At 69.1% G+C, this 21,577-nt stretch carries 24 protein-coding genes and 3 pseudogenes; 10 read left to right on the top strand and 17 right to left on the bottom strand.

Going from position 1 to position 21,577, the window contains the following annotated elements; translation table 11 throughout:
• Positions 1 to 90, bottom strand: a pseudogene (locus tag E1286_RS51935) (NUDIX hydrolase); the annotation flags it as partial.
• Positions 91 to 313: 223 nt separating this feature from the next.
• Between E1286_RS51935 and E1286_RS07250 the strand changes: the two are divergent.
• A complete protein-coding gene (locus tag E1286_RS07250) occupies positions 314 to 952 on the top strand; it encodes a transposase (RefSeq protein ID WP_132609975.1) in 639 nt (212 codons plus the stop codon).
• Positions 953 to 999: 47 nt separating this feature from the next.
• On the opposite strand, the gene E1286_RS07245 is transcribed toward E1286_RS07250, so the two are convergent.
• The 9 genes and pseudogenes from E1286_RS07245 to E1286_RS07205 all read right to left on the bottom strand — a co-directional run bounded on the left by E1286_RS07245 (position 1,000) and on the right by E1286_RS07205 (position 8,279).
• Positions 1,000 to 1,668: an IS3 family transposase gene (locus tag E1286_RS07245; RefSeq protein ID WP_281282626.1), complete on the bottom strand. Its 669-nt coding sequence runs from the start codon at positions 1,666 to 1,668 to the stop codon at positions 1,000 to 1,002.
• A 758-nt stretch (positions 1,669 to 2,426) separates the two neighbouring features.
• Entirely contained in the window at positions 2,427 to 2,798 is a 372-nt protein-coding gene (locus E1286_RS07235) for a WD40 repeat domain-containing protein (RefSeq protein ID WP_132609973.1), read from the bottom strand.
• A gap of 84 nt (positions 2,799 to 2,882) precedes the next feature.
• Positions 2,883 to 3,137: pseudogene (locus E1286_RS07230) on the bottom strand (DUF4429 domain-containing protein); the annotation flags it as partial.
• A gap of 11 nt (positions 3,138 to 3,148) precedes the next feature.
• On the bottom strand, positions 3,149 to 3,391 hold the full coding sequence (locus E1286_RS49980) for a hypothetical protein (protein WP_246074546.1): 243 nt from the start codon (positions 3,389 to 3,391) through the stop codon (positions 3,149 to 3,151).
• Positions 3,392 to 3,746: 355 nt separating this feature from the next.
• Positions 3,747 to 4,268: a hypothetical protein gene (locus tag E1286_RS49975; protein ID WP_246074537.1), complete on the bottom strand. Its 522-nt coding sequence runs from the start codon at positions 4,266 to 4,268 to the stop codon at positions 3,747 to 3,749.
• A gap of 192 nt (positions 4,269 to 4,460) precedes the next feature.
• The gene (locus E1286_RS07220) at positions 4,461 to 5,813 is read right to left on the bottom strand and encodes an NAD(P)/FAD-dependent oxidoreductase (RefSeq protein ID WP_132609969.1); all 1,353 of its coding nucleotides are present in this window, start codon (positions 5,811 to 5,813) and stop codon (positions 4,461 to 4,463) included.
• 23 nt (positions 5,814 to 5,836) lie between these two features.
• Complete coding sequence (locus E1286_RS07215; RefSeq protein ID WP_132609967.1) at positions 5,837 to 6,607, bottom strand: amino acid ABC transporter ATP-binding protein; 771 nt, start codon at positions 6,605 to 6,607, stop codon at positions 5,837 to 5,839.
• Positions 6,604 to 7,329 (bottom strand): amino acid ABC transporter permease, encoded by a 726-nt coding sequence (locus E1286_RS07210; RefSeq protein ID WP_132609965.1) that lies wholly within the window; start codon positions 7,327 to 7,329, stop codon positions 6,604 to 6,606. Before E1286_RS07210 ends, E1286_RS07215 begins: the two co-directional genes overlap by 4 nt.
• Entirely contained in the window at positions 7,326 to 8,279 is a 954-nt protein-coding gene (locus tag E1286_RS07205; protein WP_165969625.1) for a substrate-binding periplasmic protein, read from the bottom strand. The genes E1286_RS07210 and E1286_RS07205 overlap by 4 nt, the downstream gene beginning before the upstream one ends.
• A gap of 331 nt (positions 8,280 to 8,610) precedes the next feature.
• On the opposite strand from E1286_RS07205, the gene E1286_RS47635 reads away from it, so the two are divergent.
• Genes E1286_RS47635 through E1286_RS07180 form a run of 5 tightly spaced genes read left to right on the top strand, consistent with a single transcriptional unit; the run spans position 8,611 to position 14,751 of the window.
• Positions 8,611 to 9,396 carry a DeoR/GlpR family DNA-binding transcription regulator gene (locus E1286_RS47635; protein ID WP_165969624.1) on the top strand — a complete coding sequence of 262 codons (786 nt, stop codon included), beginning with the start codon at positions 8,611 to 8,613 and terminating at the stop codon, positions 9,394 to 9,396.
• A complete protein-coding gene (locus tag E1286_RS07195; RefSeq protein ID WP_132609961.1) occupies positions 9,393 to 10,829 on the top strand; it encodes an FGGY family carbohydrate kinase in 1,437 nt (478 codons plus the stop codon). Before E1286_RS47635 ends, E1286_RS07195 begins: the two co-directional genes overlap by 4 nt.
• Positions 10,826 to 12,208 (top strand): NAD(P)/FAD-dependent oxidoreductase, encoded by a 1,383-nt coding sequence (locus tag E1286_RS07190; protein ID WP_132609959.1) that lies wholly within the window; start codon positions 10,826 to 10,828, stop codon positions 12,206 to 12,208. Before E1286_RS07195 ends, E1286_RS07190 begins: the two co-directional genes overlap by 4 nt.
• Before the next feature lies 1 nt (position 12,209).
• A complete protein-coding gene (locus tag E1286_RS07185; RefSeq protein ID WP_132609957.1) occupies positions 12,210 to 13,457 on the top strand; it encodes an NAD(P)/FAD-dependent oxidoreductase in 1,248 nt (415 codons plus the stop codon).
• Positions 13,458 to 13,491: 34 nt separating this feature from the next.
• Positions 13,492 to 14,751, top strand: coding sequence for an NAD(P)/FAD-dependent oxidoreductase (locus E1286_RS07180; protein ID WP_132609955.1), 1,260 nt, complete (start codon positions 13,492 to 13,494; stop codon positions 14,749 to 14,751).
• A gap of 187 nt (positions 14,752 to 14,938) precedes the next feature.
• Here E1286_RS07180 and E1286_RS49970 read toward each other — a convergent pair.
• Together E1286_RS49970 and E1286_RS47630 are read right to left on the bottom strand one after the other, a co-directional pair.
• Positions 14,939 to 15,938, bottom strand: a pseudogene (locus tag E1286_RS49970) (IS30 family transposase).
• A 47-nt stretch (positions 15,939 to 15,985) separates the two neighbouring features.
• Positions 15,986 to 16,447: a hypothetical protein gene (locus E1286_RS47630; RefSeq protein ID WP_165969614.1), complete on the bottom strand. Its 462-nt coding sequence runs from the start codon at positions 16,445 to 16,447 to the stop codon at positions 15,986 to 15,988.
• Positions 16,448 to 16,463: 16 nt separating this feature from the next.
• Here E1286_RS47630 and E1286_RS51930 point away from each other — a divergent pair, with 16 nt between their 5' ends.
• The 4 genes from E1286_RS51930 to fmdA all read left to right on the top strand — a co-directional run bounded on the left by E1286_RS51930 (position 16,464) and on the right by fmdA (position 19,451).
• The gene (locus E1286_RS51930; RefSeq protein WP_132609951.1) at positions 16,464 to 16,793 is read left to right on the top strand and encodes a superoxide dismutase family protein; all 330 of its coding nucleotides are present in this window, start codon (positions 16,464 to 16,466) and stop codon (positions 16,791 to 16,793) included.
• 307 nt (positions 16,794 to 17,100) lie between these two features.
• Positions 17,101 to 17,376 carry an FmdB family zinc ribbon protein gene (locus tag E1286_RS51925; protein WP_132609949.1) on the top strand — a complete coding sequence of 92 codons (276 nt, stop codon included), beginning with the start codon at positions 17,101 to 17,103 and terminating at the stop codon, positions 17,374 to 17,376.
• Positions 17,377 to 17,470: 94 nt separating this feature from the next.
• On the top strand, positions 17,471 to 18,133 hold the full coding sequence (locus tag E1286_RS07155) for an AmiS/UreI family transporter (RefSeq protein ID WP_132609947.1): 663 nt from the start codon (positions 17,471 to 17,473) through the stop codon (positions 18,131 to 18,133).
• Between the two features lie 70 nt (positions 18,134 to 18,203).
• Complete coding sequence (gene fmdA, locus E1286_RS07150) at positions 18,204 to 19,451, top strand: formamidase (protein ID WP_132609945.1); 1,248 nt, start codon at positions 18,204 to 18,206, stop codon at positions 19,449 to 19,451.
• A 171-nt stretch (positions 19,452 to 19,622) separates the two neighbouring features.
• Here fmdA and E1286_RS07145 read toward each other — a convergent pair whose 3' ends face one another.
• The 5 genes from E1286_RS07145 to E1286_RS07130 all read right to left on the bottom strand — a co-directional run bounded on the left by E1286_RS07145 (position 19,623) and on the right by E1286_RS07130 (position 21,544).
• Positions 19,623 to 20,051 carry a hypothetical protein gene (locus E1286_RS07145; protein ID WP_132609943.1) on the bottom strand — a complete coding sequence of 143 codons (429 nt, stop codon included), beginning with the start codon at positions 20,049 to 20,051 and terminating at the stop codon, positions 19,623 to 19,625.
• Positions 20,052 to 20,249: 198 nt separating this feature from the next.
• Complete coding sequence (locus E1286_RS51920) at positions 20,250 to 20,630, bottom strand: transposase (protein ID WP_223189657.1); 381 nt, start codon at positions 20,628 to 20,630, stop codon at positions 20,250 to 20,252.
• Between the two features lie 203 nt (positions 20,631 to 20,833).
• Positions 20,834 to 20,995, bottom strand: a complete 162-nt coding sequence (locus E1286_RS52335; protein WP_484213905.1) for a hypothetical protein — start codon at positions 20,993 to 20,995, stop codon at positions 20,834 to 20,836.
• The gene (locus E1286_RS07135) at positions 20,931 to 21,149 is read right to left on the bottom strand and encodes a hypothetical protein (protein ID WP_223189655.1); all 219 of its coding nucleotides are present in this window, start codon (positions 21,147 to 21,149) and stop codon (positions 20,931 to 20,933) included. The genes E1286_RS52335 and E1286_RS07135 overlap by 65 nt, the downstream gene beginning before the upstream one ends.
• The gene (locus E1286_RS07130; RefSeq protein WP_165969622.1) at positions 21,149 to 21,544 is read right to left on the bottom strand and encodes a helix-turn-helix domain-containing protein; all 396 of its coding nucleotides are present in this window, start codon (positions 21,542 to 21,544) and stop codon (positions 21,149 to 21,151) included. The genes E1286_RS07135 and E1286_RS07130 overlap by 1 nt, the downstream gene beginning before the upstream one ends.
• Between the last annotated feature and the right edge of the window lie 33 nt (positions 21,545 to 21,577).

Genomic DNA, 21,577 nt, shown 5'->3' with positions numbered 1-21,577 from the left:
GGCCACCGAGGCCAACGTCCGTCCCGGATCGGACAGATACAAAGCGACGGCGTCCGCCTTGAACTCCGGCGGATACGACTTCATCGCCACGTGGAACTCCTTGTCTCCGGATCTCCATCATCCGGTATTCAAGGTGTCCACACTTCGGGGGCAGGCCCCACACGACCCCTCGTGTTTCGCAGTTTTCCTTGATCGTCATGCATGTGGCGAGGGGGATGTTTCCACGTGCCTTCGACGGTAAGCAGGGCGCGACTGGGTGTGCGGGAGGAGCATCGGCGGTGTCTGATTCACCCTGGTAGAAGGTGATCCGCCGATGCTGCCCGATGGCACGTTACCCTCGCTGGCCGCGTTGCTGGCGGTGTTCCGGTCCTGTTTCACCGCGCCGGGTCACCGTTCGTTCGCCGCTCTTGCGGTGGGGTTGATCGCGCAGACGCGGCGGCGCACGGTGTGCGGGATGCTGCTGGGCGCCGGGCTGGAACGAGCCTGGCATCACTGCCGCGCGCACCGCTTTTTCTCCACCGCTCGCTGGTGCACCGACGCCCTCGGCCTGGCGTTGTGCGATCTGATCGTGGCCCGGCTGCTCCCGCCGGGCTCGGCGATCACCGTGGTGGTCGATGACACCCTGTTCAAACGGTCGGGCAAGAAGGTGTTCGGCGTCGCCTGGCATCATGACGGCGCGGCCAAAGGGCCCAAACCGATCGGGTTCGGCAACTGCTGGGTGATCGCTGGGATCATTGTGCAGCTGCCGTTCCTGTCCCGGCCGCTGTGCCTGCCGGTCCTGGCCCGGTTGTGGCGTCCCGGACGCACCGGCAAGATCGCGTTCGCCCGGGAGATGGTCGAGGCGATCGCCGCCCGCTACCCGCCCGGATGGTGCACGCCGTCGGGGACGCCACCTACGCCGGTGAACACCTACGCGGCCTGGACCTCTCAATCACCTGGACCAGCCGGCTGAAGGTCACCTCCGTCCTGCACGCCCTGCCGCCGCCCAAAACCGGCAGGTCAGGGCGGCCCCGCACCAAGGGCGTCCGGCTGGGCACCCCGGCCGATCTGGCCGCGGCCGGCACCTGGCGCACTACCCGGGTACGCCGCTACGGACGAACCGACACCGTGCACCTGTCCGAGACGGTGTGCCTGTGGTGCGGGCCGTTCCGCACCCAGGCCGTCCGGGTCGTCCTGGTCCGCGATGCGCTGGATCTTGGCTACGGTGATGCCTTCGCCGGCGAAGATGGCGTCGAAGGTGGCGGTGAGCTTCGCGTCCCGGTCGCGGACGAGGTGGGTGAAGTGGGCGGCGTGCTCTGCGAGGTGCCAGAGCAGTTGTCGGGCTTGCTGGGTGGGCGAGGCTGCGGTGGGGTGGGCGGTGACGCCGAGGATGTGGACCGTGCGGGTGCGTACCTCCATCACGAACAGGGCGTAGAGCCGTTGCAGTCCGATCGTGTCGACGTGGAACAGGTCGGTGGCGAGTAGGCCGTCGGCTTGGGCTTTGAGGAAGCTGGTCCACTCGGCCCGCGTTGGATGACGTCGCGGAGCGGGACCCAGGCCAGCGGCGCGCATGACGCGGCGGACGGTGGCCGGGCTGATTTTGTGTCCGAGGCGGCGCAGTTCGCCGTGCACTCTTCGGAAGCCCCAGCGTGGGTTCTCGGTGCCGAGTCGCGTGATCAGTTCGCGCAGTTCATTTGGAACGGGAGGGCGTCCCGCGGAGGGCGGCTGTGTCCACTTTTTCTTGATGAGCCGCCGGTGCCAGACATGGAGGGTGCGTGGGGAGACGATCCGGTGGCTGCGCAGTACGCGGGGGAGTAGTCGGGCGAGGGCGGCGAGTAGGGCGCGGTCCGGCCAGGTGGGTCTTGGCGCGGTGGGTGGCGGCGCAGCACCGCTATCTCGAGCCGCAAGATCAATATTTCTGCGTCTTGGCCGCGGAGGAACGAGACAGCAGGACGAGCCACGCGAAGATCCGCGTGGCGATCAGGTAGAGCAGTCGCACGAGCACAAGGACCGATGGTGTCGTATCGGTGCGGGGGGCGTCGTCCCAGGTCAGGAGCTGTGAACCATTCTGGAGCGTTACGGCCAGGCCGCTTCGGCCGGCAGGTACGGGCGTGACGCTGTTTCATCAGATCGCGGTGCCAGCGCAGGACGGTGTCCGGCCGGACGAGGAGCCGTAGCCGGCGTAGGACCTCGCGGGGGAGCGATGTCAGAAGCTCGGTGAGAAAGGCCCGGTCCTCGGGGGCGAATCTCACCCTAGTGTCGGCGCCGAGCTGCCGTTCAAGGACGGTGATCTGGTGGCGCAGGGCGAGAATTTCCACGTCCTTGTCCCGATCGCTCATCGGCAGCAACCGTTCGTGATGGTGAGGTAGGTCAGGCGAAGGAGTACGGCCGATCATCATGCCGCACTTGATCCCTCTCCTGGTGGCCGGAATCGCGTCACGCCGCGCTTAGCCCTGCAAGGCCATGACCTGGGCGGATGACATTTTCGGCAGGCGCAGGCCTGTGCTTCCGGCGACCGCCAGGTTGTTGAGCGCGTGGATCATCGCCCCCGTCACCGCGTCGTAGATCACGAGGTCTGCGCCGTCAGCCTCCCCGACCACCACGTACGCCCCGTCTGGGCTGATCGCGACGGATGAGGGGAAGCCTTCGGTGGCCGACTCTCCCGCATAGGAGCGGATTCTCTCCAGGCTGTTGGCGTCCCACAGGTCGGTCCTGCGCTGGGCAGAGGCCACCGAGAAGAAGTTCGACCCGTCCGGGGTGACGACGAGATCGCCCAGACTGTCGAGGTCGTGCGTGAATCCGTCGATCTTGCCGCGCAAGCTGGGAGTGCCGCTTACGTCATAGACGAACAGGTGGCCGGTACTCGTCCCCACTTGACCCACGACCAGCGTGTCCCCAGCAGCTCAGCCTTCCGCCGCGACCTGTTCGATCATGGGAGCTTGTACGGCGGCCAGCACGGCGGCGGCGAAGGGCAGGGAGTGATGCGTGGCTCCCCGACCAATGCCGAACACCACGGAGGCGGGATCGTTGTTGGGGTTGGAGAGGGCCTGGTGCCCACGGATGCGCAGCCGCAACGACCCGCGAGCGTCCTCCAGTGCATGCCAATCGACGCCCTCGATCTCGGTGATCGGGTAACGCCGGTCACCTGCCGAGTACTTGGCCGGGGAAGCTACGAGACGGCAGCATGTCGCAGGTCGTACGGCCTGCCCGCCAGGGGAGAGGCGACCTGATCGGGCGTGAAGGCGTACGTCCGGGCCTCCTGCCGGACCTTCGCGTACGCCGAGCCCGAGATCACGCCGCCCGTGCGCGTACGGAAGAGCCGGCCATCCTCGCCGATTCCGAACGTCGCGATGTGATCCCGGAGGATGGCCACCAGTTCGGGCGGGATAGGCACGGTGCGCGTGTGTTTCACGTCCCGGTGCTTCAGCCCGCGCTCGTCGTGGGCCTGCCCCGAGTCGGTGAATCGCCTGTTGCTCTGGCCTGGTCTTCTCCAGGGTCAGTAGCCCCCAGCCGTTCTCTGGGAGCTGGCAGTCCTTCTGCCTCAGTCCCGCCGTTTCTGCCGGACGAAGACCTCCGAAGTACATGCAGGCGAACATGGCGGCCAACATCGGCCCTCGTGACCGCCCCACGTGAGTCACCGCGGTGAGCAGTTCACGCGGCTGCCTGGGGCTGACCACCGAGCGCCCATCAATCTCGCCGCTCACCTTGGCCTTGCGGAACGTGACCTTGTGCAGTGGGTTTGCCGAAAGATCTTCCAGCTCCACGGCCTACTCAAGCGCGTGATGGAAGACGGCCCGCTTGCGGCGATACGTCGAGGTGGCCGCAGGCTTGCCATCCAGGCACAGCGCGAGGGCTTTCAACGCTGCACGGGCGTGCTTGGTCTCTTCCTGAGCGCTCAGCGGGAGCGAGGTGCCCTCCAGCCAGCGGACAGCGCGGGCGATCTCCGGTGTCGGCTCCCGCCTGCGGTCCTCGGGCAGAAAGGCGTACTCGCGAAGCGCCCGCCGGATGATCTCGTCGGACGGACGGCCCGGTGCATCGCTGACCAGGACGCGGGTGACGGTGGCGAGGGTGTCGGTCATGCCCTCGCGGGACTTGGCCGCCGCGTGGGGCCACCAGGCATGGACGTACGCGATGACGAAGGCGAACCAGGTACGAGCGTCCTTCGCCTTCACCATCGAGGTCGGGAGACCGGTCTCTACGTCGAAGGCCTCACCCTTCTTGGCCGCCTGCCGCAGATCGGACAGGAAGCTCTCGGTCAGACCCCGGCCCCCGGCTGCCGCCAAGTCCACCGACGCCTGGCACGACTTCCCGCTGTCCCGCACAGCTCCGCGCTGAGCCCCCGGGGCCCCGTCCCGCCGACAGCACGGACCCGCGGGGCCCGGGTTCCATCCGAAGTCTCCTGACGTCGTGCAGCGGCGAACACGAACTCGCGACCAAGCGCGGCGGACTCGGTGCAAGCCAGCCTGGCTTCCCGACACCGCTCAGGGACGCCCCCCGACGGCGGCCCCGGCGCGCACGGCGGCCCGGAAGCCGGACGCCGCGGCGAGCTCCATGTTCCCGAGGTCGGCGAAGTAGTCACCGCAGAAGTGGACACCGACATCGGTGCGGCGGCTGTAACGAAGCATCGGCTCGAATGAGAACCCCGGCCGCCGGTACGGAATTCCGTGCTCCCAGCGCTGAATCCTGATCTCGCCAAGGTTGCCCCGCAACTGGGGGAACACCGAGGCAAGGTCATCGGCGTAGCGCGACTCCACCCCGCTGTCCTCCAGATCCAGCATCCTGCGCGCCCCGTCCCCTCCCGCGTACACCATGAGGCTTCCCCCGGGCCGCCGGACGCCGGTACGCAGCGGATTGGCATGGTTGAACATCATGTCGAACGACTGATCGGTGGCGGTGAGCGCGTAGATGCGGTCGTACGGCATCGGCCCACGCTCAGTGGTGATGACGCCGGCGCTGACGAACGGCCCGTACCTGACGTCGGCCAGCACACCGGCCACATCCCCAGGCAGCCCCTCAACCACCCGATGTGAGATGTACGCCGGGGTGGCCATGATCACCTGGCGGGCGCGCAGCGTCCGCTCCTCGCCGTTCTCGCGCAGGGTCACCAGGACGCGGCCGTCCTCCTCACGGACCCTGGTCACGGTGGCGCCGTAGCGGACCAGGTGGCCGAGCTCGGCGGCCATCGCCTCGCCGAGCCGGCTGGAGCCGCCGTCGAGGTTGTAGGAGAGGAGGCTCTTGCGGCCTGCCCACACGCCGCCGAACAGGGCTCCGCCGGTGGCCGCGCTCTGGTCCTCCAGTTCGGAGGCGGCGCGGTGGCCAGCGGCGCGGAAGATGCCGTCCACCCGGGCCGGGGGGCGGCCGATCAGGTCGCGGAACGAGCGGTTGGCCAGGTAGCCGCCGAAGCGCCTGGCCGGCCAGCCGGGCTGCTCGCGCTGGGTGTCCTGCCAGGCTTTGACGGCGCCGACCGCGCGCAGGCCGACGCCGGCGAGTGCGACGCGTTCGCTCAGGGACAGGGGCAGTGTGAAGGGGTACGTCTCGACGCGCTTGTTGGCGTAGACCTTGCCGGCGAAGGCCAGCGCGAACTTGGCGCCGGGGATGCCGATGGTCTCCAGGCCGAGGCCGGACGTCATCCGTTCGACGTGTGAGCCCGCGCCGGGGAACAGGTGGGCGCCGAGGTTCATCCAGTAGTCGCCGCGTGGCAGCGACATCAGGCGTCCGCCCAGGCGCTCGTCGGCTTCCAGCAGCACCACGTCGCGGTGCCGCAGCTGCCAGAGCGCCGAAAGGCCGGCGACTCCTCCGCCGACGATGACGACGTCGTGGTTCTCGGCGTTCATGGTGTGTCCGCGCTCCTCGGGGATCAGGCGGTGCTGCCTTCGAATTTCGTGTGCTCGGCCAGGAACTTCCTGGTCAGCTGCTCCTGGGGGTTCTCGGAGATCTGCGCCGGGGTGCCCCGTTCGATGACCTTGCCGTCGGCGATCATCAGGACGGTGTCGGCGACGTCGAGGGCGAACTTCACCTCGTGCGTGACGATGATCATGGTCATGCCCTCGGCGCTGAGGTCCTTCATGACGTTGAGCACGTCCATGGTGGACTCGGGGTCAAGGGCCGAGGTCGGCTCGTCGAACAGCAGCGCCAGCGGGTTCATGGCGAGCGCGCGGGCCAGCGCGACCCGCTGCAGCTGGCCGCCGGAGAGCTGGCCGGGCATCGACAGGGCCTTCTCCACCAGGCCGACCTTGCCGAGCAGGCGGATCGCGGTGTCGACCGCCTCCTCGTGGCCGGTGCCCAGGCTGCGCACCATAGGCAGGGCGACGTTCTCCACCACCGACAGGTGCGGGAACACGTTGAGCGCCTGGAACAGCATGCCGACCTTGCGGCGCAGGGCGACCAGGTCGCGGCCCTTCGCGGGCTTGCGGTGGGCGAACGCGGTCGTGCCGCCGACGGTGATGGTGCCGCTGGTGGGGGTCTCCAAGAGGTTGACGCAGCGCAGCATGGTGCTCTTGCCGCTGCCGCTGCGGCCCAGGACGGCGACGACCTCGCCGGGCTGCACGTCGAGGTCGACGCCGCGCAGCACGTGCAGGTCGCCGAACGACTTGTGCAGGTCTCTGATCTGGATCGTCGGTTCGGTCATCGGGCGGCCTCCTGCGCGAGTCTGGCCCTGGTGATCCTGCGCAGCTTGCGGTTGGTGGGCGACATCGCCGTGCCTTCGCGCAGGTGGGATTCGAGGTAGCCGGCCAGCCGGGCGAGCGGCCAGCTCATCGCCACGTAGATCAGGCCGATCACGATGTAGACCTCCAGCGGCTGGAAGGTCTCGGAGGTGATGATCGTCGCCTGGGTCATCAGCTCGCCGCCGCCGATGGTGACCAGCAGCGCGGTGCCCTTCAGCAGGTCCACCAGCATGGTGGCGGTGGCGGGCAGCGCGAGCCGTACGGCCTGCGGGAGCTGCACCGTCACCAGGACCCGCACCGAGGTCAGGCCGAGCGCCTGGGCCGCCTCGGTCTGGCCCCGGGAGACGCCCTGCAGCCCGCCCCGGAAGATCTCCGCCAGGTAGGCGCCGTAGAACAGCGACAGGGCGAGCCAGCCCGCGGTGAAGGCGTCGAGGATGAGCCCCACGCCGGTCAGGCCGAAGTAGATGATGAAGATGCCGGTGATGATCGGCAGGTTCTTGAACAGCTCGGTGTAGAGGTAGCCGACCCCCTTGACCACGCGGTTCTGCGACATCCGCAGCACCGCCACGACGAACCCGACCAGGCAGGCGCCGACGAATCCGATCGCGGTGAGCTGCACCGACTTGATCAGCCCGTCGACCAGGACGGGGACGTACCCGGCCCAGTCGACCGAGAGGAAACTCACTGACCGCTCCCGATCGTAGGAGCCGTCCACGTGTCGGGACGGTCGACGCCCTTGCGGACGGTGGTCATCTCCGGGGTGGAGGTCAGGAAGTCGGTGGGGTTGACGCCCCACTTGGTGAGCACGTCAGCGGAGGTCTTCGAGGCGAACCAGGCGTTGGTGATCTCGTCGAGCTTGCCGCACAGCTTCTCGGCCTTCTTCGAGCAGTACCAGACCACCTGGTACGGGCGGAAGCCCTGGAGGCCGGGGTTGGCCGCGACCTCCTGGTCGGTGGGCGGCGTCATCGTCTGGACTTCGAGGTCCTTCAGGTCCGGGCGGGTGTCGCGCAGGTAGACGGCGGTCAGCGGGTCGATGTTGATCGCGTCCAGCCGGCCTGCGGCCAGGTCCGTGATGGCCTGCGCCCAGGCCGGGTAGGTGCGGGCGTTGACGCCCGGCGTGGCGCGGACCGCCTCGTCGTTGATCGAGCCGGTGACGGCGCCGACGTTGCGGCCGTCGAGGTCGGCGATCGAGGTCGCCTTGACTCCGGGGCGGGTCAGCATCAGGGCGGGGCTGTAGTAGATGGGGTCGCTCATCACGCCCACCTGGGAACGGTCCTTCGTCCAGGAGATGCCGCCGATGCCGATGTCGTAGCGCCCCGCCTGGACGCCCGCGATCATCGCGGGGAACTCCATGCCCTGCGCCTGCACCTCCAGGCCGAGCTCCTTGGCGGCGAGCGTGAACAGCTCGCCTTCGAGGCCGTCCAGGGCGCCCTTTTCGAGGCCGACGTACGGCATCAGGCCGTTCATGAAGCCGAGCGACACCTTTCCGGGCGTGTTCAGGCCCAGGTCCTCGGCCGCGGCGGTGTCCGAGCCGGTGTCGCCGCCGCAGGCGGCGAGGCCCAGCGTGGTGGTGAGCGTCAGGCACGCTGCCGCGACGAGTTTGCGAGATCTCGCGAGGTTCAGGGTGCGCGTCATTTCGGTACCTCGTGTCCTGGGGGCGGGGCGATCACGATGTTCAGGTGGCCGATCAAGGCCCGATCCTGCCCGATCTTGTTGTGGTAAATCGAGGGATTCTGCCCGTGAACATGTGGGTAACGTAGGAATCCGTGGAATGTTTGTCAATGTGACCAGCGTCACACTATGCCGAAAAGCCCGGAAAAATCGGAAAAATATGTGCGTGGCCAGCATGAACATCTGGCGCCCCGGACCACCACATCCATCCGCATTGACAGCGACGCGCCGCACAACCCACAATATCGGTCATGATCGGTCAAAGATTCCCCCGTCCGGCGCGGAGGTGGTCCGGGTGCTAGCGGCCGAACGCCACGACAGGATCCTCACCCTCCTGGCCCCCACCGGACACGCGCGCACGGAAGAGCTGGCCCGCGCGCTTGGCGTCTCCGACGAGACGGTCCGCCGCGACCTGTCCGCGCTGGAACGGCAGGGCCTGCTGGTGCGCGTGCACGGCGGCGCGACCTTGCGCGTCCCGATGGCCGGCGAGGAGGCGTCCTTCCTCGACCGCGCGACTCTGGCCACCGAGGAGAAGGTGGCGATCGGCCGCAGCGCGGCCTCGCTGGTGCGCCCCGGGATGACGGTGATGATCGACGTGGGCACCACCGCGCTGGAGGTCGCCCGCTCCCTGCCGAACGACTATCACGGAACCGTCGTCACCTGCTCGCTCCTGGTCGCCTCCGAGCTCGCCGGACGGGCCAGGATCGAGGTGCTGGTCTCGGGCGGCCGGGTCCGCGCGGGCGACCTGGCGCTGTCCAACGCCACGACGCTCGGCTTCTTCCAGGACCTGCGGCCCGACATCGCCTTCCTCGGCTCCGGCGGGGTGCGCGCCGACGCCGGCCTGACCGACTTCCACGTGGACGAGGTCGCGACCAAGCGCGCCGTGCTCGCCACCTCGGCCCGCTCGTACGTGCTGGCCGACTCCACCAAGCACGGCCGGGTCGCCGCGTTCCGCGTCTGCGGGCTCGACGGCTTCACCGGGCTGATCGCCGGCGCGCTGACCGACGAGCCGCTGGCCGAGGCGCTGCGGGGCGTCGGCTGTCACGTGGTGACCGGCAACGACCTGTCCGCCCGGCGATGACCGCGATTCTGGCCGTCGACCAGGGCACCTCCGGCACGAAGGCGCTGGTGCACGACGGTGAGCGCACGCTGTCGGTGGTGGAGGTGCCGGTGCGGCCTTCCTACCTGGACGGTGGGCGCGTCGAGGTGGACCCGCTCGACCTGCTCGCGTCCGTACGGCAGGCCGGCGCCCGCGCGCTGCGCGAAGCGGGCGACCCGCCGCTGGCCGCCGTGTCGCTGGCCAACCAGGGAGAGTCGGTGCTCGCCTGGGATCCGGCGACGGGCCGCCCGCTGTCGACCGTGCTGGTCTGGCAGGACAGCCGCGCCCAGGAGGTCTGCGCCGGCCTGGGCGAGCACGCCGACCTCATCCGGCGGCGCACCGGGCTCGTGCTCGACCCCTACTTCTCCGCCCCGAAGATGGCCTGGTTGCGCCGGCACGTCACCCGCGAGGGCGTCGTCACCACCACCGACGCGTGGCTGGTCCACCAGCTCACCGGCGCGTTCGTCACCGACGCGACGACCGCGAGCCGGTCGCTGCTGCTGGACCTCGACGAGGTCGCCTGGGATCCAGAGCTGCTGTCCCTGTTCGGCCTCGGCGACGGGGCGCTGCCCCGGGTGGTGCGCTGCGACGAGGTGGTGGGCGGGACGTCCATGTTCGGCCCGCCGGAGGTCCCGGTGGCCGGGCTGGTCGTGGACCAGCAGGCCGCGCTGGTCGCCGAACGCTGCCTCGACCCCGGCAGGGTGAAGTGCACCTACGGCACCGGCGCGTTCCTGCTCGGCGCCACCGGCGGCCGGGCGGTACGGTCCGGGCACGGGCTCACCTCGTCGCTCGCCTGGTCGCTGCGCGCGTCCACCGGCTACTGCCTCGACGGCCAGGTCTACACGGCGGGCTCGGCCGTACGCTGGCTGGTCGATCTCGGCCTGCTGTCCGCGCCCGGCGCGCTCGACGCCGAGGCGGACGGTGACTCCGGCGGGGTGTGCTTCGTGCCCGGCCTGGCCGGGCTCGCGCAGCCGTGGCGGAACCCGGAGCCGTGCGGCGCGTTCACCGGCCTCGGGCTGGCCACCACGCGGGGGCGGCTGGTCCGCGCCGTGGTGGAAGGGCTGGCGGCGCAGGTCGCCGCCCTGGCCCAGGCGATGAGCGCCGACATCGGCGCGCCCCTGACCCGGCTGCGGGTGGACGGCGGGCTGACCCGCTCGCGCGCCCTGATGCAGGCGCAGGCCGACCTGCTGCAGGTCCCGGTGGACGTGTATCCGTCGCCGCACGCCACCGCGCTCGGCACCGCCGCGCTCGCCCGGCTGGCGCTCGACGAGGGGCTGTCCCTGCCGTCCGCGATCGACGCCTGGTCGCCGGCCGTGTCCTTCGAGCCGGTCTGGACCGGGGACCGGGCCGCCGAGGCGATGGCCCGCTGGGGGGAGGCCGCCCGTTCGGCGGCGGCCCGGAAGGACGACACATGAGGATCCATGACGTCGCGGTCATCGGGGCCGGGGTGGTCGGCTGCGCGGTGGCGCGCGAGCTGGCCGCGTACGAGCTGGACGTGGCGCTGGTCGAGGCCCGCGACGACGTGGGCGACGCCACCAGCAAGGCGAACACCGCGATTCTGCACACCGGCTTCGACGCCGCCCCCGGCACGCTGGAGTCCCGGCTGGTGCCGCGTGGCTACGCGCTGCTCTCGCGGTACGCGGGAGAAACCGGCATCGCGGTCGAGCCGACCGGGGCCGTCCTGGTGGCCTGGGACGACGACCAGCTCGCCGCGCTGCCGGGACTGCGGGACAAGGCCGTCGCCAACGGTTACCACGCCGCGGAGCTCGTCGGCCCGGACTTCGTCTACGGGACCGTTCCAGCGCTCGGGCCGGGCGCTCTCGGCGGGATGACCGTCCCCGGCGAGTCGATCATCGATCCGTGGTCCACCACGCTCGCCTTCGCCTACGACGCGCTGGCCCGGGGGGTCGGCCTGCGGCTGGGCACCCGGGTCGAGGCCGTGGAGTCCGGGCCGGAGTTCACCGTGCTGCGCACCTCGCGGGGCGACATCGCGGCCCGGTGGGTGGTCAACGCCGCCGGGCTGGGCGCGGACGTCATCGACGGCCACTTCGGCCACCGGCGGTTCACCGTGACGGCCCGGCGGGGCGAGCTGATCGTGTTCGACACGGCCGCCCGGCCGCTGGCGCCGAAGATCGTGCTGCCCGTGCCGACCTCGCGGGGCAAGGGGGTGCTGATCAGCCCGACCGTGTTCGGCAACGTGATGCTCGGGCCCACCTCCGAAGACCTGCCTGACCGTACCGACACCTCCACCTCCGAGGCCGGCATCGCCTCGCTGCTGGAGAAGGGCCGCCGGATCATGCCGTCACTCCTGGAGGAAGAGATCACCACCTCCTACGCCGGGCTCCGCGCGGCCACCGAGCACGGCGACTACGTCGTCGACGTGGACGCCGGGAAGCGCTACGCGTGCCTCGGCGGGATCCGCTCCACCGGGCTGACCGCGAGCATGAGCATCGCCGAGCACCTGCGTGACCTGCTCGACACGGCCGGGCTGCCGCTCAAGCCGCGCGCCGGCCTGCCGCCGCCTGTGCGGGTGCCGGTGCTCGGCGAGGCGTCCGCGCGGCCGTACCAGAATGACGAGCTGATCAGGCGGGACGCCGAGTACGGGCGGATCGTGTGCTTCTGCGAGAAAGTGACGAGAGGCGAGGTGCGCGACGCGTTCGCCGCGCCGATCCCGCCGCGCGACCTGAACGGACTGCGCCGCCGCACCCGCGCGACGCTCGGCCGCTGCCAGGGGTTCTTCTGCGGCGCCGAGGTCGGCCGGCTGTTCGACGAGGCCACCGGAACGGGGGACTGAGATGGAGACGATGACGCCCGCGGTGGCCGTCGTCGGCGCGGGGCCCGCCGGGCTGACCGCCGCCGCCGAGCTGGCCCGCCTGGTCGACGGCGAGGTCCTGGTGCTCGAACGCGAGCGCGTGCCGGGAGGCATCCCCCGGCACAGCGACCACACCGGCTACGGCCTGCGCGACCTGCGCCGCGTGATGACCGGGCCGGGATACGCCCGGCTGCTGCACCGCCGCGCCGAGCGGGCCGGGGCGCGCATCCTCACCGAGGCCACGGTCACCCGGGTGTCCGACGGCCGCGAGCTGGAGGTCACCACCCCGTCCGGGCTCGTACGGGTCGAGCCGCACGCGCTGGTGCTGGCCACCGGCGCCCGCGAACGGCCCCGCCCGGCCCGGCTGATCACCGGCGACCGGGGCGCCGGGATCTACACCACCGGGCACCTGCAGAACCTCGTCCACCTCCACCACGGGCGGCCGGGAAAGCGGGCGGTCATCGTCGGGGCCGAGCTGGTGAGCTGGTCGGCGGTGCTGACCCTGCGCGAGGCGGGCTGCCGCACGGTGCTGATGACCACGTCGCAGCCGGTCCCCGAGTCCTACGCCGCCTTCCACCTGCCGGGCCGTGCGCTGCTCCGCGTGCCCGTGGCCACCGGCACGCGCCTGGTCTCCGTCGAGGGCGACGCCGGACGAGTGAGCGCCGTGGTCGTCGAGCAGGTCGGCACCGGGCGGCGCCGGCGGGTCGAGTGCGACACCGTGGTGCTGACCGGAGACTGGATCCCCGACCATGAGCTCGCCCGCGGCACCGGGCTCGACCTCGACCCGCGCAGCCGTGGCCCGGTCGTGGACACCGCGCTGCGCACGAGCCGTCCGGGCGTCTTCGCCGCCGGCAACCTGATCCACCCGGTCGACACCGCCGACATCGCCGCGCTGGACGGCCGGCACGTGGCCGCCGCCGTCCAGCGCTGGCTGGGCGACGAGCGGATGGGCGAGGTCGCCTTCGACATCGAGGTGGACGCCCCGCTGCGCTGGGTGGCCCCGTCAGTGGTGCGCCGCGGCGACCCGCCTCCGGCCCGGGGGCGGCTGCTGCTGTGGACCGACACGCTGGTCCGCTCCCCCGTCGTGCGGGTCCACCAGGCCGGCCGGCCGCTCGCGCGCCGCCGGCTGCCGTGGCCCGCGTCGCCCGGCCGGGTGTTCCGGGTGCCCTGGTCGCTGCTCGCGCGGGCCCGGCCGGACGCCGGGCCGGTACGGCTCTCGCTGGCGAGATGACTCCTTCGTACAGATCTCTTCGTATTGGACATTCATGAGCGCACTTTCGTCGGTCACCGTCATCGGCGGTGGCGCGGTCGGCCTGGCCACCGCCTACTACCTGCGGAAAGCCGACCTCGACGTCACGGTCATCGAGTCCGGCCGGCCCGGCCGGGCGGCCTCGTGGGGCAACGGCGGCTGGCTCAGTCCTGTGCTGAGCATCCCGACACCCGGACCGGGCATGCCCCGGATGGGCGTCGTCGAGTCGTTCCAGCGTGACTCCGCCGTGGCGGTCCGGCCGCACGCCTCGCCGAGCATGATCCCGTGGCTGCTGAGGTTCGCCCGCCACTGCACCCGGTCCGCCTTCGAGAGCGGCTCGGCCCGGCTGGGCGCGCTGTCACGGGAGATGTTCGACGGCTTCGACGAGCTCGCCGACCTCGGCGTGCCGGTCGAGGTGCCACGCCGGGGCAACCTGCGCGCCTGCCTGACCGAGGCCGAGGCCCGCCGCCAGCTCGCCGGGCTGGCCCCGATGCGCTCCGCCGGCTACACCGTGCCCGACCGGGTCATGAGCGCCGGGGAGATCCACGAGCTGGAGCCGGAGCTGTCGGACAACGTGCGCAGCGGATTCAACCTGCCCGACGAGCGGCACGTCGACCCCGGCGCGTTCTGCGACACGCTCGCCGACCACCTGGTCAAGCAGGGCGTGCACCTGCTCGCCGACACGCGGGCGACCGGGGTGCGAGCCTCAGGCGGCCGGGTCACCGCCGTCGAGACCACCGCCGGGCAGGTCCGCTCCGACGCGCTGGTGGTCGCCGCCGGGCTGGACACCCGCCTGATCGCCGGCTGGCTCGGCGCCCGGCTGCCGATCCGGGGCGGCAAGGGGTACAGCTTCTTCGTCCCGTCCGAACGCTCCCCCTCCCACCCCCTCTACCTGTCGAACACCAAGGTCGGGGTGACGCCGCTCAAGGGCGGCTACCGGGTGCTGGGCGGCATGGAACTGGCCGACGAGACGCTGCGGATCAACCCGCGGATGGTCCGCGGCATGGTCCGCGTCGCCGACCGCTACCTCAGGCGCATACCCGCGTACGAGTCGATGACGGAGTTGCGCGACCTGTGGGCGGGCCTGCGCCCGATGACCCCCGACGGCCTGCCGGTCATCGACCACCTCCCCCACCTGTCCAACGCGTACGTCAATACCGGCCACGGCATGCTGGGCGTCGGCCTGTCCATGGTCTCCGGCTCCGCTCTCGCGGACTACATGGTGAACGGCCGCCGCCCCGACGTCCTGGCGCCCTTCGGCGCGACCCGGTTCTGACCCTGGCGGCTTTGGCCGATCAGTGCACGGCGGCGGTCATGGGGCTCTGGTGTACGAACGCGAGTACGACACGGCCGAAGCGCGCAGCCTGCACCCGCACAGCTCAACGCCGCCCAGGCCACCGCCGTCACGGAGGCCCCCGCGCTGGCAGGCGGATTCGAGTGATCATCGCAACGGTGACGGACAGTCATAGTGCCAGACCTTCATAGAAGATGTCAGCGGGCGTGCGCCAGCCAAGTGTCTTCCGGGGACGCTTGTTGAGTCGTTCTTCGATCGCGCGTAGGTCTGCTTCGGTGTGAGCGGACAGGTCGGTGCGCTTGGGAAAGTACTGGCGGAGCAGGCCGTTGGTGTTTTCATTGGTGCCGCGCTGCCATGGGCTGCCTGCATGGGCGAAGTAGACGCCTTCACGCAGGTAGGGGGCGATCTCGTCGTGACAGGCCATTTCCGCTCCCTGATCCCAGGTCAGCGTCAGCCGCACGGTCGCCGGCAGGCCGTCGAGGACAGCGATCAGGCCATCGCGTACGGCCTGCGCGTCGTGGCGAGCCGGCAGCGGGACCAGTCGCAGATAGCGGCTCTTGCGGTCGACGGGGGTGGCGATCGCGGACTGGTTCAACCGCCCCGTGATCAGGTCTCCCTCCCAGTCCCCGACTCGATGGCGGTGCTCGACGACGGTGGGCCGGTGGTCGATGAGCAGTGCGGGTGCGATGAACCGCGGCTGGCGCTGGTCGGGCCGGCGGCGGCGTTTGCGCAGTGGTCGCCCGGTGCGTAGCCGGCGGAGTCCAGCAGACGTCCCCGACGCGGGCGCCGGGTCCGCTGCCGCGCTCGCGCATGAGCCAGATCCCCGTCGTAGACGCCTCGATCGTGCGGGAGCGTATTGCGCCGCAGCTCGCGGCTGATGGTGGACGGGGAACGTCCCAGGCGCTCGGCGATCGCGCGCACCCCCCAAGCCTCGTGCCCGCAAGGTCGCGATCCGCTGCCGCTCCAGCAGCGATAAGAACCGGCTCGATCGGGCGTCTTCGGCCAGCCGCGCCGGTGGTAGCCCGCCATCGGTACCCGGTCTTGCGCCCGATTCCGACGGCTCGACACGCCTCAACCGTTCCCACGCCGGACAGCACCAGCCGCCAGTACTCCGACTCCACATCCAGCCTGCGCTTGGGACCTCGCCTCGCCATCAACACGCCCTCCATGATCAGGTGTGTTGCGACAGCGCTAGAACCTGGGCGTCGACTGGGGGTCAGTATTCACGCGTCGTCGACACGGGCAAAGCAGAGGGGATCTCTGTGGCGAGGCCCCTGGGGAACAGCAGGGCGGCTCGCAGTCTTTGCGCGGTCGTCCAGCCGCGCGTCTGGCCCTTTTGCGTGGTGTCGTGGCTGACCGAGGTGCCGTCTGCTGGCCCACGAACACCGTTGCTGTCTTCACGTGGAGAAGACGCCACATATGGGGGGAGACGGTGATGGTACGCAAGGCTCGTTTGGCTCTGGCTGTCGTACTGAGCGTGGGAGTCGTTGCGCTGAGTGCTGCCGCGCTGGGCGAGATGATGTCGGGGCGGGATGGCGCACCGGGCGGTGCCGTGATCAAGAACGTAGAGGGCCAGACGGTCGGCTCCCTTCAAGTGGAGGATGCCGGGAATGGCAAGTCCAAAATCACGGTCGGGGTGACGAACTTGCCGGCCGGCTTTCACGGCTTTCAGGTCCACGCCGAGGGCGTCTGCGATGCGCAGTCGAAAGACCCCACCACGGGCAGCCCCTTCTTCAGCGCGGGGGGGACACTTCGACTTGGGCTCACATCCCCACGACCACCACACGGGAGATCTGCCCAACCTGTTGGTTGGCGCGGACGGTACTGGCACCACCTCGTTGGTGACCGATCGGTTCCGGATGGCTCAACTATTCGACAGCGATGGCAGCGCCATCATGATCCACGCCCCGGCTGACAATCACGCGAACATCCCGGACCGCTACCGGAGCGCGGCGGGCGAGGAGGGGCCCGACGCGGAGACCCGAAGGCCGGCGACTCCGGCGGACGCATCGCCTGCGGCGTGATCACCCGAGGCTAGCTTCGGGTCCATGCCCTGCGTCGGGGGCTTCCCCTGTCCGACTGACGTCCCAGGAGGTACGGCATGCTCCCCTGCACGACCCGGGAATCGCGTGGTGGATCCCAAATACGGGCACGTCTCCGTGCGCGAGGATCAGTTTCGGGGCTGGCATGTGTCGTGTACGACGGGTTGTCCCCTCGTCACACGCACCCCTGACTCTTGTCTTGACATGGCGACAACCCCCGAGGTGTGCTGAAAGCGTGGCTTGTATTGCCGCACATCAGTGAGGTGACGAGGATCTTGACGGGGGCGTTATGGCAACTTATGCGTATCGCTGTCTAGTCTGCGGGCCGTTCGAGGTGCGCCTGCCGATAGGGACCGCCGAGGCGGTTGCTGACTGCCCGGCGTGCCGGTCTCCGGCGCGTCGCGTCTTCACCGCGCCGAGCCTCGCCTGGCTGTCCCCGGCGATGTCCGCCGCGCTGACCCGGGACGAACAGAGTCAGGAAGCACCCGAGGTGGTCACGCACGTGACTCGCGAGCGGTGGCGGACACCGCAGCATCCGGCGCTGTCGCGCCTGCCTCGGCCTTGAGCAGACATAACGATCGATCTGAACGTTGCGTTCGCCTGGACTCGTTGCGTTCCTGAACACACCGCCCGTGCTGGGCGTGAGGAGGTGTGGGTCGATGGGAGCCGTCGGACTCCTGTACGTGGGCGCAGTGCTATTCCTCAATGGTCTGATGCTCCTGGGAAAGGTCGAGCCGCGCGCAGCCGCGATCTTCAATCTCTTCGTCGGAGCCTTGCAGGTGATCACACCGACCCTGCTGATCGTCTTCAGCCCCGGCGATCCGGCCGTGATCCTGGGCGCGTCGGGACTCTACCTCTTCGGATTCACCTATCTCTATGTGGGAATCAATCTGCTGGGCGGATTCGACTCGACAGGTGTCGGCTATTTCTCGCTCTTCGTGGCCATCATGGCGCTCGGATACTCCTACGCCAACTTCCAACTCCTCGGCGATCCGGGCTTCGGAGTCATCTGGCTTTACTGGTCCTTCCTGTGGGCGCTCTTCTTCGTCCTGCTCGGCTTGAAACGCACGCAGATCACCAGGTACACGGGCTGGGTCACGGCTATCCAGGGATGGGTCACGGCGGCGATTCCGGCATTCATGATCCTCACCGGATCCTGGCGCACCACCACCCTCTTCGCAATCATTCTCACCGTGTTCGGCCTGGTGGTGTTCGCCGTGCTGTGGCCGCTGACGAGACGCGGGGAACCGGCCGGCGAAACTTCGGAGACGCAGGGGACCACCAGGATGGAGGCGCGCACGCATCGCTTCCGCCGGACATGACCGAACTCGAAAAGAGGTGAGGCGACACGCTGACCGCGAAGGAGCCATCGACAAAGGAGGGGAAGCTGTCATGCCGAAAGTCGTATTCAGCGTCGACCAGTCGAAGCCGATGAAGGACCAGGCGACCCCCGGGCACAACCGCTGGCACCCGGATATCCCCGTGGTGGAAATGGTACGCCCCGGTGAGGAGTTCCGGGTCGAATGCCGCGAATGGACGGACGCCCAGATCGGCAACAACGATTCCGCGAACGACGTACGCGATGTCGACCTGAGCTTCGCGCACATGCTGAGCGGGCCCATCGGGGTCGAAGGAGCTGAGCCCGGAGACCTCCTCATCGTCGACATCCTCGACCTCGGCCCGGTGCCACAGCAGGTCGGGGACGCACCGGGACAGGGTTGGGGCTACACCGGCATCTTCGCCAAGCGGAACGGCGGCGGATTCCTGACCGACTACTTCCCCGACTCGTACAAGGCGATCTGGGACTTCCACGGTCAGGTCGCGACATCCCGCCACCTGCCGGGAGTCCGGTTCACCGGGATCACCCACCCTGGGCTCTTCGGCACCGCGCCGTCGGCCGAGTTGCTCAGCTCCTGGAACCGCCGGGAGCAGGCGCTCATCGACACCGATGCGGGACGCGTTCCGCCGCTCGGCCTGCCGCCGTTGCCCGAGCACGCGCTCGCCGGTACCGCGAACGGCGACCTGGCGCAGCGGATCGCCGCCGAGGGAGCACGCACCGTGCCGGCGCGGGAGAACGGCGGTAACCACGACATCAAGAACTTCACCCGCGGCGCCCGGGTCTTCTACCCGGTCCACGTCCGTGACGCGAAACTTTCCGGAGGCGACCTGCACTTCAGCCAGGGCGACGGGGAGATCACCTTCTGCGGCGCCATCGAGATGGGCGGTTACATCGATTTCCACGTCGACCTCATCAAGGGCGGCATGGAGAAGTACGGTGTCACCACCAATCCGCTGTTCATGCCGGGAAACGTGGAGCCGAGGTACTCCGAGTTTCTCTCGTTCATCGGGATTTCGGTGGACCATGACACCGACACCAACTACTACCTTGACGCGACGGTGGCCTACCGCAGGGCCTGCCTCAACGCCGTCGAGTATCTCAAGAGGTGGGGTTACAGCGGCGAACAGGCCTATCTGCTCCTCGGCTCGGCGCCGATCGAGGGGCGTGTCAGCGGGATCGTCGACATTCCCAACGCCTGCTGCTCGCTCTACCTGCCCACCGAGATCTTCGACTTCGACGTACGTCCGAACATGGAAGGGCCCGTCAAGCAGGACCGGGGCAAGTGCGCCGTGACGAGTTGAGCGGGGGACATCGCCGAGACCACGACGGCGGGCCCGACTGGGCCTCGCCGCTCGTCGTGGCTTGGAGTCTCGATTGGTGCGAGAGATCGGCGACCAGCGGGTTCGCACCGGCCAGGTTGGCGATCAGGTCGGTACTGTGACTGAATGCCAGGATGCGACGCGAGCTTCACCTCACGGCGTGCCGCCGATAGCGCATGCGCGGCACGGCGGACGGCCGCAGGTGCACTGCATGATGGCATTGAGAACACCGTGCTCATGGTAGAGGCACTGGTCATAGCAGGTGTGACGGGGAATGAACCCCGCCTGGATCTCGTCCGGCCACGGGTCTTCGCCTTCGCGGCAGCGTACGAACTGGTCGGGGTGCGTCGCGTGGAGTCCCTCAAGGCGGGTCCGAGCCTGGGTCTCCAGCGTGCGGGCCTCCGCCACCAGGGTCTTCAGCTGGGAGACGAGGTCAGAGTACCGGTCGTCGCCGGTTCGTACGTGGGCCGCCCGTAGCGCCATCATGGCGTTGCCCAAGAAGCGGCCGGCGTCCTGAAGATCCGTGGAGTGGTGCAGCTGCATACCTGTCACGCCCCGAACCCACACGGCGTCATTGTTCATTGATCAACCTTTCGAAGGTGGGAGCGCTCCTGTTCCGGAGTTGTACGAGGCTGTAAACGAGGGTAACTGGAATAGAGGGTGAATTGCCGCATCCGTGAGGTTAGCCGTGTATGTAGAAGTCAATTTGGGATGTCTTTACCAGAATTTGGCCCGGCGGACCAGCATGCGCGCGGTCGAGACGAGTGCAGGTAGATCCCCTCAGTGAACACTGCCTGCAGTACTTCGTTCGGCTGCATCTTCGGAAGCGGGAATTACAGACGTGGCCATCCCATCCAAGGCGATGGTGAGTGTGGCCTCGAAACGGACAGCCAGTTTGTCGTAGCGGGTAGCCATGGCACGATTCTGTTTGAGCTGGTTGATGCCGCACTCAACAGCGTGACGCTGACGGTAGAGGACGGGATCGAAGGCGGGAGGCCGGCTACCCTTGGAGCCCTGGGCGCGCCAATGATCGTCCTGGTCGGCCTTGCTCGGGATGCACGCTTTGATCCCCCGTCGGCGCAGATGGTTGCGGTTGGCCTTGCTGGTGTAGGCCTTGTCGGCCAGGACTCGATCAGGGCGAGCCGATGATCTCCATCCCACTCACCGTGTCACAGCCTGTAGCCGCTGGCCACCGCACTACAGAGCCGCCGACTGCCGATCCACTTCTCATCCGACGGTCGCAGGTTCGAATCCTGCAGGGCGCGCTTTGATCATGGCCTGACCGGCGGTTATGCTGTGCGGCTCGTCAATAGGATGCGGTGTCTGACCTGCCGGTTCTCGGGTGGTGTCAGCTGGCCATCTGATCAGCTGGTGATCCGGTGCTCGTTGACGAGGCCGCCGAGGATGGCTCTGCGGTGGACTCGGTGGTCGGCCAGGTCAATCGGGGTTGGCGGGCTTGTTTCAACTTGCGATGGGGACAACTGCCCGATGCCGCGGTGAGGTCGGGCCGTGTTGTAGTGCGCCAGGTAGCGGGTGAGCGTTCGCCTTCGGAGCCTGCGGTGGGCTCTTGATGACCCGTAGGCCGGCGTCGACGAAGACCGCGTCGAAGGCATCGGTGAACGGGCCGCCGCGGTCGCGGATCACGAACTTCAGCTTTGTCGTGTCGATGTCAGTGTTCATCAGGAAGTCCATGGGCCGGTGGGGTTGGCGGTAACGCCGAGCAGGTGGGCGCGGCGGCTGCCGTGTTCGAGCATGATCAGGGCATGCAGGCGTGTGAGGTTGACGGTGTCCACGTGCAGGAAGTCGACGGCGACGATGCGCTCGGCCTGGGCTGTCAGGAGCTGCTTCCATGTCCGCCCGCTGCGGCGCGGAGCGGGGTCGATCCCGGCCCGGTTCAGGATGTTCCACACAGTAGAAGCCGAGATCTTGTGGCCGAGGCGGGTCAGTTCACCCTGGATACGCCGGGGACCCCGGCGACGGTTCTCCGCGGCCATGCGCAGGATGAGGGCCTTGACCGCAGCGGCGGTGGGTGGCCGTCCGGGACTGCGACGTTTGCTGTAGTCCCACTTCTTCATCGCGAGTTTGCGATGCCAGGCCGGCAACGTGGC

This window comes from Nonomuraea terrae (genome assembly GCF_004348995.1).
Classification (GTDB): Bacteria; Actinomycetota; Actinomycetes; order Streptosporangiales; family Streptosporangiaceae; genus Nonomuraea; species Nonomuraea terrae.
The sequence above is the reverse complement of the archived record's forward strand: the minus strand, read 5'-3'. Positions and strand labels throughout refer to the sequence as shown.